Origin of the sequence: Streptomyces virginiae (assembly GCF_040638905.1) — a bacterium.
Taxonomy (GTDB): domain Bacteria; phylum Actinomycetota; class Actinomycetes; order Streptomycetales; family Streptomycetaceae; genus Streptomyces; species Streptomyces virginiae_B.
Map to the genome: position 1 here is coordinate 281,351 of NZ_JBEZYV010000005.1, position 8,147 is coordinate 289,497.

The window sequence follows — 8,147 nt, forward strand, 5'->3', positions numbered from 1 at the left end:
CGGGCAGGTCAGAGCTGTGAAAACCCGGCTCGCATTGCTCCTACCTCGCCTGTCAAATCATGATCAAATGGCGCCATGGTGTGGGACGAATGGGAAAAGGCCAAGGTAGATGTCGCCGGCGAGCGCCAGGTGTCGATGCGCCTCAATCAGCTGACCAGCGGACCTGGTGGCGGTCAGGCCGACCTGGTCGTACACCAGGATGACCTGGGCGAAGTGGGTCATGAGGCTTTCCTGCTCCACGGCCAACTGCAGAAACAGGCCGACATCGCCGGCGCCGGTGCCGACGGCTCAGGAAACGGCTCCACGATGCAGGCCGCAGCATCCTTGAAGACGGCCGGCTTCTCACTCGGCGGCGAGCTGGAGACCGCCGTGTCCGTGTGGACCTCTCAGGTGAAGACGGTCCTGCAGGCATGCGCCCACATTTCGAACCACCTGGACTACTCCAAGAAGGCGCACGCCGCGGACGACGAGGCCATCGCAGCCTCGCTCCGCAACCGCGACGGCTCGGCCGTGTCCGTCTCCCGTATCGACGAGTACCTCAAGTAGGGAGCACGGCATGGACTACTCGGACCTCATGGAACTCGACCTCACGAAGCTGGGATCCGCCGTTCAGGACTGGAAGCGCATGGCCGACGCTCTGCAGAGCCTGGGGGGACAGGCCCGCGACGGTGCAAAGGCCAAGGCCGAGAAGGCCCGCTGGGAAGGCGTGAACGCCGGTGTGACCCGCGCCTTCGTCGGCAAGACGGTCAAGGAGATAGAGGACCTCCATACGGAGGCCAAGAGCATCTTCAGCGTCCTCCAGGACGCCCACTCCGAACTGGTGGCCATCCAGCAGCAGGCGAAGAACGTGACCGCCGACGCCAAGGAGGCAGGCTTCAACGTCCGTGTGGGGCAAGGCGGAGCGGTGACGATTGAGGATGCCCTGGTCTGCGAGGTGGACGGTCCCGGCCAGCGCAAGCAGGACCTCATGCGCTGGTACGCCGACACCCTGAGCGGAGTAGTGAGCCACGCGGCCGAGGTCGATGCCGCTGCCGTACGCGCTTTGCGTGGCAGTCACGGTGCGGATCCGCACAACGCCGGCCATGCGACGTACACCTCCCTCGACCAGGAGATGCTCCCGCGAGCACTGAAACTGGGCGGCCTCGGCGAGGAGGCCAACACCAAAGAGCGGAAGGAGCTGCAGCGGCTCTGGCAGTCACTCGGGCCCGAGGCCCGGGCCCAGCTGTGGACCCAGCACCGGGACGACCTCCTTGCGGCCGGGTTGCTCCGCCCCCAGGTCAAGCAGGTCGCCGCGGACGACGGCGCTGGACCGTATGACGTCGAATCGCCCGGAATATCGGACTACTGGAAAGAGATCCAGGCCAACGGCATCTCGAACTCCGGCGACTTCATGGGCAAGACCGACGCGGCCCGACACATGGATCACTACCTCAACGGCAGCGGCAAGACGCTCGATCTGGACGTCGACCGCATGCTGGCCGACGACCCGGCGCTCCGGGACGAGGTGGCACGGATCCGGGCCACAGAGCAGGACGAGTGGCGGCAGCAGGCACTGGATGCCTTCGAGAAGTCAGGCGGCAAGCCTGTCGCCATCCCCGTGGAATCCGGCAGCAGCGGATACGAACACGAGAAGGGCCCGGACGGTACGAACAACTGGTACCTGGCCGTAGGCAGCGGCATGACCAACACGACCGGGGTGGTCACCGCCGTCCCCGGACCCGATGGGAAGCCGCAGGTCAGCATCGACTACCAGGTCAATGTGTGGGACCGCTACAACTGGGACGGAATCAAGGCCACGCCGATCGGACCGACCACCGTCACCGATGCCGACATGGCCCGCATGCACACGACAGGACTGGCCAGGGAGTTCGACATGCGAGGAAGCAGCTCGGTACAGCGGCACGACCTGTCGGCAGGAAATTCCTGGCCCGCGCCCGAGGACACCGGGCGGGACGGCACCCGCACGGACATCGGCCGTAATACGGCCGCCCGATGATCCGCGCACGACGCCCGGGCCGCGCCCCGGCGCTCGCCATGGCAGCGGTGCTGCTCGGCGCGCTCGCCGCCGGATGCTCCGGGGCGTCCGGCGGTAGCGGCAGGGAAGGCGGCCGCTCGGCGGACCCGGGGACGTCCGACTGGGTCGAGGGGGCCACCGCCGAGTCCATCGCTCGGACCCTGCACGTGGAAGTCCCCTCGACAGCGACCCAAACCGCGGCAGCGCACCGCAGGGGGTTCCAGGACGACGGGTTGATCCTGTCCTTCGTCCTGCCCGCGGAAGCCGTGGACTCCTTCCTCACCCAGCTGAAGCCGGAGCAGCCCCTCAGACTGCGCGAGCAGCCCTTCGCCGCCGAGGCAACACCGGCCACGCCGTTCGCACGCCTGGGGCTGCCGGAACCGGATTCGCTTCCCAAGGTCAGGGAGGGGCAGGTGTGCGCTCCCTGCAAGGGCGACCTGAACTGGCTCAAGGTCGCGGTGGCACAGATCGACGAACGGAGCAGCCGGATCTACCTGAGAGGGGTCGACTGACGCCCGTACGCACGCTGCGCGAGCAGTGTGCGTACGGCACGCTCAGATCCAGTTTCCCCAGCCGAACGTGGCGATGTAAGCACGTCGGACAGCGTCCCACCTACGGCAGTGAGGCCTGTGCCGAAACCGACGCCGATGCTAATGGCTCGATGGACAATGCGGCCCTTGTTCTTGTCCCACAGATCATCGAACCGCGGCCCTCGCCCTCGGCTCCGAGAGCAAGGCCGTTCTGGCGCTGCGCCGCGAGCGAGCGGCAATCCGCCTCCTCGGCGGCGACTACCGGGCCGCCCTGCCCGAGTTCGAGGCCCTCGCCGACGCCTACGCCCGCGTCACAGTGACGTGAGCGAGGAAGCGGTGGAGCTGCGGCACAACATCGGGATGCTGTTGCTCGCCCAGGGCCAAGGCGCCGAAGCCCGGCAGGTCCTCGAACCGCTCCATCCGGACATGTGCATGATGTTCGGCCCTGACGACGAGATTGACCGTCGAGATCGCCGACGCGCTGGCCCTGATCCGCCTGGACCTCGACGGCGACGCTGCCAGGTGACCCAACCTCTCTCCGCGTCCCCCCGGCTTCAAAACCCCCAGGTCACGACCATGCCCTCGCCTCAGACCCGCTGCTGCGGCAATCCATGCGACCACTCCCAGCCTGATCCGCTAGGCTGTCAGCGGTCAGACGGCTACCAGGCGTGTGCCCGGGAAAGTGTCCGCGAGGGCGCTGCCCGATCCGCATACGCACGCAAGCTGACCATGACGTTTGTCCGTCCGAGTCGGGCGGCCCCAGCGGGGTTTCCGACACGGTTCGCGACAAGCCCCCGCCTTCGTGGGATCTGTCAAAAACCCTGAAGGTCCAGGTCAGCGCCTCAGTGCGAAGTGACCCAAAACGACATCCCCCGGATTTCAAAACGCCCCCAGGTTGTGCGCACGAGGCGCATGGCGGCGATCCATGTCCTGCCTCCAGGCATCAGCGGCACCGTCCGCCAGAACTCCGCGCTCTTGCCAGTGCGCATCGGGGTGCGTCGAGGCTCGCAGAATCGAAGCCAGAGTGGTGACTGCGCACGACCGGGCCGACGCCAGCCCCTACGACAGGGCCAGCGTCTGCCACCATCCGCCCTCCTAGCCTTCCCGGCCTTCCTTGAATGCCTGGTTGCGTGCCCGCTCCTCCGGACTGCTGCTCTGGCCGTTCAGGCTCTTGCGAAGCTTGTCCCCCAGCTTGCTGGCTGATGCGAACACCCGCCCGATCGCCCGGGCAAGGTCTGGGCGCGCGTCCCTGAGGACCGGATGCAAGCTGTCGACGAGGCCGTCGGGGTAGGAGCCGGGATGGGCATTCATGAGTGCCCTGAGTGCCACAGCGACTCTTTCTGCCGTTGTCTGCTCCTCAGTCATCTGGGGTAGCAGGTGAATCCACAACTCTTCAGGAGCAGTGGAAGCGACGACCGCAGAGATGATGAGCTCCGGATCCCACAGAGGCTGGACAAGGCAACGGTCGATGAACCGTACGATGGCGGCGTCGGCTTGCTCAGCATCCTTCATGAGCTGCAGCGTCTCTGCGATGTGCGGGCCGCTTTTGATGAGTGCGGCGCACAGGAGATCGGCGTCAGCAGTAGCTGCGCAGCCCGCAAGCCCCGGAGCCTGGCCCTGAGCCTTGGCCAGCAGGCTGCTCTTGGCCTCTGTAGTCGCATGAGCCCAAGCGGCTTCAGCATGCTTCCAGAGCTCGGGCCCGTCAGCAGCGAGCAGGAAGTCGATCAGGTGAACAGTAAGGGGAGACGACGCAGCGTCCGGTCGTTCCAACCCCTTCACCAGCAGGGCGTGGGTTGCTGATGGGACCGACCCCCAGTGGTTCGTGAACACGTGGAGCCAAGAACCATCGAGTGCGGTTTCACCCACGTAGTGAGCAGCGAATGACACGCCCGGCTGAACTTGGTTGCTCGAGATGAGCATGTTCATGGCCTGCAGAGCCCTGGGCAGACCACCTTCCCGCACCTTCGGATGCCGGAAGAGCAGATGGAGGCTCGATAGCAGCTCTTCCACATGCGGCGACGACCGTTGGTTCTCAACACCTTCAATCAGCCGTTGAGCAAGGTCCTGCGCGATGACCCTTCCGGAATGCGTGACCATCAGCCGACCTAGCGACATGCGGGCAAAGTGGCCGCCTGCATCAAGAACTTCAAGGTCAGTCGTGAGCACCCTGGCGCACTCGGCGGCGGCTTGCAGTACGAGCTGGGGGGAGTCGCCGGTGACGCCCTGAAGGTAGCGGATCAAGGACTCACGAAGAACCACTCCAATGGGATCTGCCTCGCTTCTGTGGTCTGCCACCTGACCTGCGAGGCCGCGAGCCAGCGAGGCGGCGTGTTGCCCAGTGAGGCCAAGCAGCACCTCTCCGGCCACTGTCGTGATCTCCTCGTTGGTCCCACCCGCGCCAGCCACAGCAGTGGCGACGGCCTCCAGAGCCTGCTCAGCATCGGGTAGTGCCGCAATCGACGGCAGCCAGTCGAGCAGCAAGCTGGCTGTCGCCAGCATGTCTGCTTCTTCATCGTTCTCGGTCAGCGAGCCACTCAGAGCCAGCACGATCTCTGTCGCCAGCGTGCGTCCAGGGAGGTCATCGGCCTGACCCCACGACTCGTCCGGGGTGGTGTGCGTGAGGATCTCCACTGCAGCCGGCGCCAGTTCTGGGATCACGAGGCAAGCCAGCAGGGCCCTGGTGATCACGCCGTCCCAGCCATCCTTGTCCGCAGCCTCAACTGCAAGCTGGCCCAAACTCCGCAGCGCGTCGGGGTCCTCATGGCGCGCCGTGAGACGGATCAAGGAGCCGAACGCTTCGAGGGGAAGTGCACCTGCCGGAATCTCAGCGCCGCTACTCCAGAAGTTCAAGGTGTCCAGACTTGTACCGTCCTCGGCCATTCGCTCGAAGTAGGTCACAACGGCCGGTGCCAGGGCAGCGGCATGGGCAGTGGAAGGAAGAGCGAGGAGCGCCACGGCCCATCGTCTCGATTCCAATGCATCGAGAGGAACGATCTTCAGGGTGGCGATCAGATGAGGCAGATGCGGGTCGTCAGTCAGGCCCAACAAGGGCACCAGGTGATGACTGGGGAGCGGCAGAGTCATACTGCCTCGCATACGCGCGACGCGGTCGGTGAGAGTGCGCAATGCTTGAAAGTCCTCGTCCGACGCTGTGAGGGCAGTCAGGGCAGGCACCTGCGCCAGTCCTTCGACGACGGCAACGAGAGCATTGTCGCGATCCAGCCCAGCCCGAGCGGCATCGAGTGTTGCTGTGGCGGCTTCCAGGACACGCCGCCTTCCATCTGCCTCGCCCAGACGCTCGGCGAAGGCAGCACTGTCGCCCTGGACCATCTCGGTCTCGATGGCCGTGGCCATTTCGCTACCGAGCAGTCGGCTCGCTTGGGTGGATCCAAGACTGAGCAGAGGGCCGATCCGTGGAGGTCTTTGCGTCTTGGCGCGTCGCACTGTGGCATTCAGGAAGCTGAGGCCAGGGATTCGGAGATCAATACGCGGCGGCTTACCGGCATGCTCGACTATGAAGTCGTCGAGCAATACGTCACGCATGGCTCCCTCGTCACCGAGCAGCGCGTCATCGAGCAGATGCAACAGGCTGTGCTCGGCGCAGACGCGGTCGTAGAGGTCACGGAAGTCGTGACGCAGTACCGTGAGCCGCGCCAGCTCCACTGGGTAGCCCGTGACCTCGCCGCGGGCGATTCGGGCTGTCTTGCCGATGCGTTCGGGGGTTGCCTCCCGGTGGCGGGCAAGGTCGTAGTTCGTAAAGAAGGAGTTGAGCAGCCGGATGACATGGCGCGGGTTCTGCACGTCTCGGTGGATGAGCACTTCCAACAAGGTGCGCAGATCCGCGGGCCCACCGAGGAGTTCGACAGCAGGGTGCTGTTGGGAACCGTTCAGCAGAAGGTCTTCCGCGTAGGTACGCAGATCTGTGTCCTGGTGCGCGGGCAGGACGATACGCACTGTGAACAACTTGTTCAGGTACTCCTGGGCGGCTTCCTCCGTGGCCTTGCGAACCGCTACATCTCTGGCTCGCGAGACCGAGCCCTCGGCGACTTCCGAAGCCGGTGCCGCCGAGTCTCCGGCGGTCGGCTGGCTGGCTGACGCCGGCCGGTGAGCCAGCCCCGGCCGGACCCCGACGATCGCCTCGCGAACGATGTCCTCATCGCAAGACAGCACGAATACGGGGTGCAGCTTGTGATTCGTACCAGTGAGAAGCAGGCTGCGGACGGTCGCCAGGGCATCAAGAACGTCGTCTGCACCAAGTCGGTCGATATCGTCAACGGCGATCACGACCCGCTTCTTCTTGATCTTCTCCAAGAGCCGAGTGAAGGCGCGTTCGAGCTCATCCGTGGCTTCCGGGCGAGGCGTGGTAACCGTGATCTCGTACGCCTTGAGGGCTTGCAGACTCACTTCCTTGCCAGCATTCAGGACCGCAGCGATCACGGCAGCGCTGAACAAAATAGTGGTGAGCCTCGTAGCGTCATTCGCGGCAAACCACGTCAAGGCGGGGACAGAGCCAGCACTGCCGAACCAGTGCAGGCCGGCGACAACGATCACGCCAATCAGCCACACCGCGGCCAACATGAGCCCGATGGCTGCCATACCAGCGCAGGCCGCGTCACGGTATTTTTTGAACGCATTCTTGCCCGTCTCGCCACTGTCGCGGTCTTCGCGCGGCATCGTCCGCTGGTGGCCACCCTCCAGCGTGGTTCGGGCACTTTTATGCTCTGCCGACTCGATGAGGTCTAGGCGGTGGGCATCATCCAGTAGCGCGTATATCAGTCCTCGGGCGCGCGCAACGCCGCTATGGTGTTCGGCACTTACATGCAGGACTGCCCAGTCCGGCCCACGCAACTCGTTGCGGAGCATCTGAACCACAGACGACTTACCGCTACCGAAAGGCCCAATCAGGCCGATGGCGAGCGACGTCTCGGAGCTGCGGATGATGCGGCTCAGCTGCTTGGTCACGGAGTAGTGATCAAAACGGTCGTTGCCGCTGTCGGCAATGGCCGTGTCCTCAAGAGTCCATCGTTGTTTCGGCGACACAGTTCACTTCCGTCCATGCGCTCACTCGTGCGCAGATCCTACGATCAGCCACAGACATTCATCAGTGAAACGGCCGGACATATTCGACATCCGCCAACGGCCGACCCTTGACCGTCGGCACTCCCCTCGGGCTGCCCACGCAGGCACGCCCGCCCGGGCTCCGCTCATCGCGGAAGGGCTCGTCGTGTTCACCACCCAGCACGGTGGGCTTACACCTCAGTCGCTCGACCGCTTCGGACACGGTCCCTGCCGCCCCGACCTCTACGTTGCCGAGGATCGAGCCTGCGAGCGTCTCATCAGTTGACGAGACCGCCTAGTGCTGTGACCGGGAAGGTTCGCCGGGTTGCTCGTTGTGCTGGTTGGAAATGAGTTCTCCAAGCAGCGTGGGGAGGCGGGATGGCGAAACCGGTCCGGGTTCGCGGGCTGACGGAGCAGGAGGGCCAGAAACTCCAGCACATCGTCCGGCGGGGCAGCACGAGTTCGGTGCGGTTCCGGCGGGCGATGATGCTGCTGGCTTCAGCCGGCGGCAGCACGGTCCCGGTCATAGCCCGCCTGGTCCAGGC

Annotated in this window: 5 protein-coding genes and 1 pseudogene; 4 read left to right on the forward strand and 2 right to left on the reverse strand. The window is 65.1% G+C overall.

Annotated features, from left to right (window positions below; genetic code table 11):
• Positions 1-63: 63 nt before the first annotated feature.
• A complete protein-coding gene (locus AB0F82_RS10810; protein ID WP_362625676.1) occupies positions 64-222 on the reverse strand; it encodes a hypothetical protein in 159 nt (52 codons plus the stop codon).
• Here AB0F82_RS10810 and AB0F82_RS10815 point away from each other — a divergent pair.
• The 3 genes from AB0F82_RS10815 to AB0F82_RS10825 are packed head-to-tail and all read left to right on the forward strand — an operon-like array spanning position 184 to position 2,526.
• Positions 184-546 carry a hypothetical protein gene (locus AB0F82_RS10815; RefSeq protein ID WP_362625674.1) on the forward strand — a complete coding sequence of 121 codons (363 nt, stop codon included), beginning with the start codon at positions 184-186 and terminating at the stop codon, positions 544-546. The genes AB0F82_RS10810 and AB0F82_RS10815 overlap by 39 nt on opposite strands.
• A 10-nt stretch (positions 547-556) precedes the next feature.
• Positions 557-1,996: a hypothetical protein gene (locus tag AB0F82_RS10820; protein WP_362625645.1), complete on the forward strand. Its 1,440-nt coding sequence runs from the start codon at positions 557-559 to the stop codon at positions 1,994-1,996.
• A complete protein-coding gene (locus tag AB0F82_RS10825; protein ID WP_362625647.1) occupies positions 1,993-2,526 on the forward strand; it encodes a hypothetical protein in 534 nt (177 codons plus the stop codon). Before AB0F82_RS10820 ends, AB0F82_RS10825 begins: the two co-directional genes overlap by 4 nt.
• Before the next feature lie 1,113 nt (positions 2,527-3,639).
• Here the strand turns inward: AB0F82_RS10825 and AB0F82_RS10830 are convergent.
• Complete coding sequence (locus tag AB0F82_RS10830; protein ID WP_362625648.1) at positions 3,640-7,506, reverse strand: P-loop NTPase fold protein; 3,867 nt, start codon at positions 7,504-7,506, stop codon at positions 3,640-3,642.
• Positions 7,507-7,980: 474 nt separating this feature from the next.
• Between AB0F82_RS10830 and AB0F82_RS10835 the strand changes: the two are divergent.
• Positions 7,981-8,147, forward strand: a pseudogene (locus AB0F82_RS10835) (IS630 family transposase); the annotation flags it as partial.

Coding starts and splice junctions, on each gene's coding strand:
- AB0F82_RS10825 (WP_362625647.1), top strand. CDS start 1,993: ATGATCCGCGCACGACGCCCGGGCCGCGCCCCGGCGCTCGCCATGGCA.
- AB0F82_RS10810 (WP_362625676.1), bottom strand. CDS start 222: ATGACCCACTTCGCCCAGGTCATCCTGGTGTACGACCAGGTCGGCCTG.
- AB0F82_RS10820 (WP_362625645.1), top strand. CDS start 557: ATGGACTACTCGGACCTCATGGAACTCGACCTCACGAAGCTGGGATCC.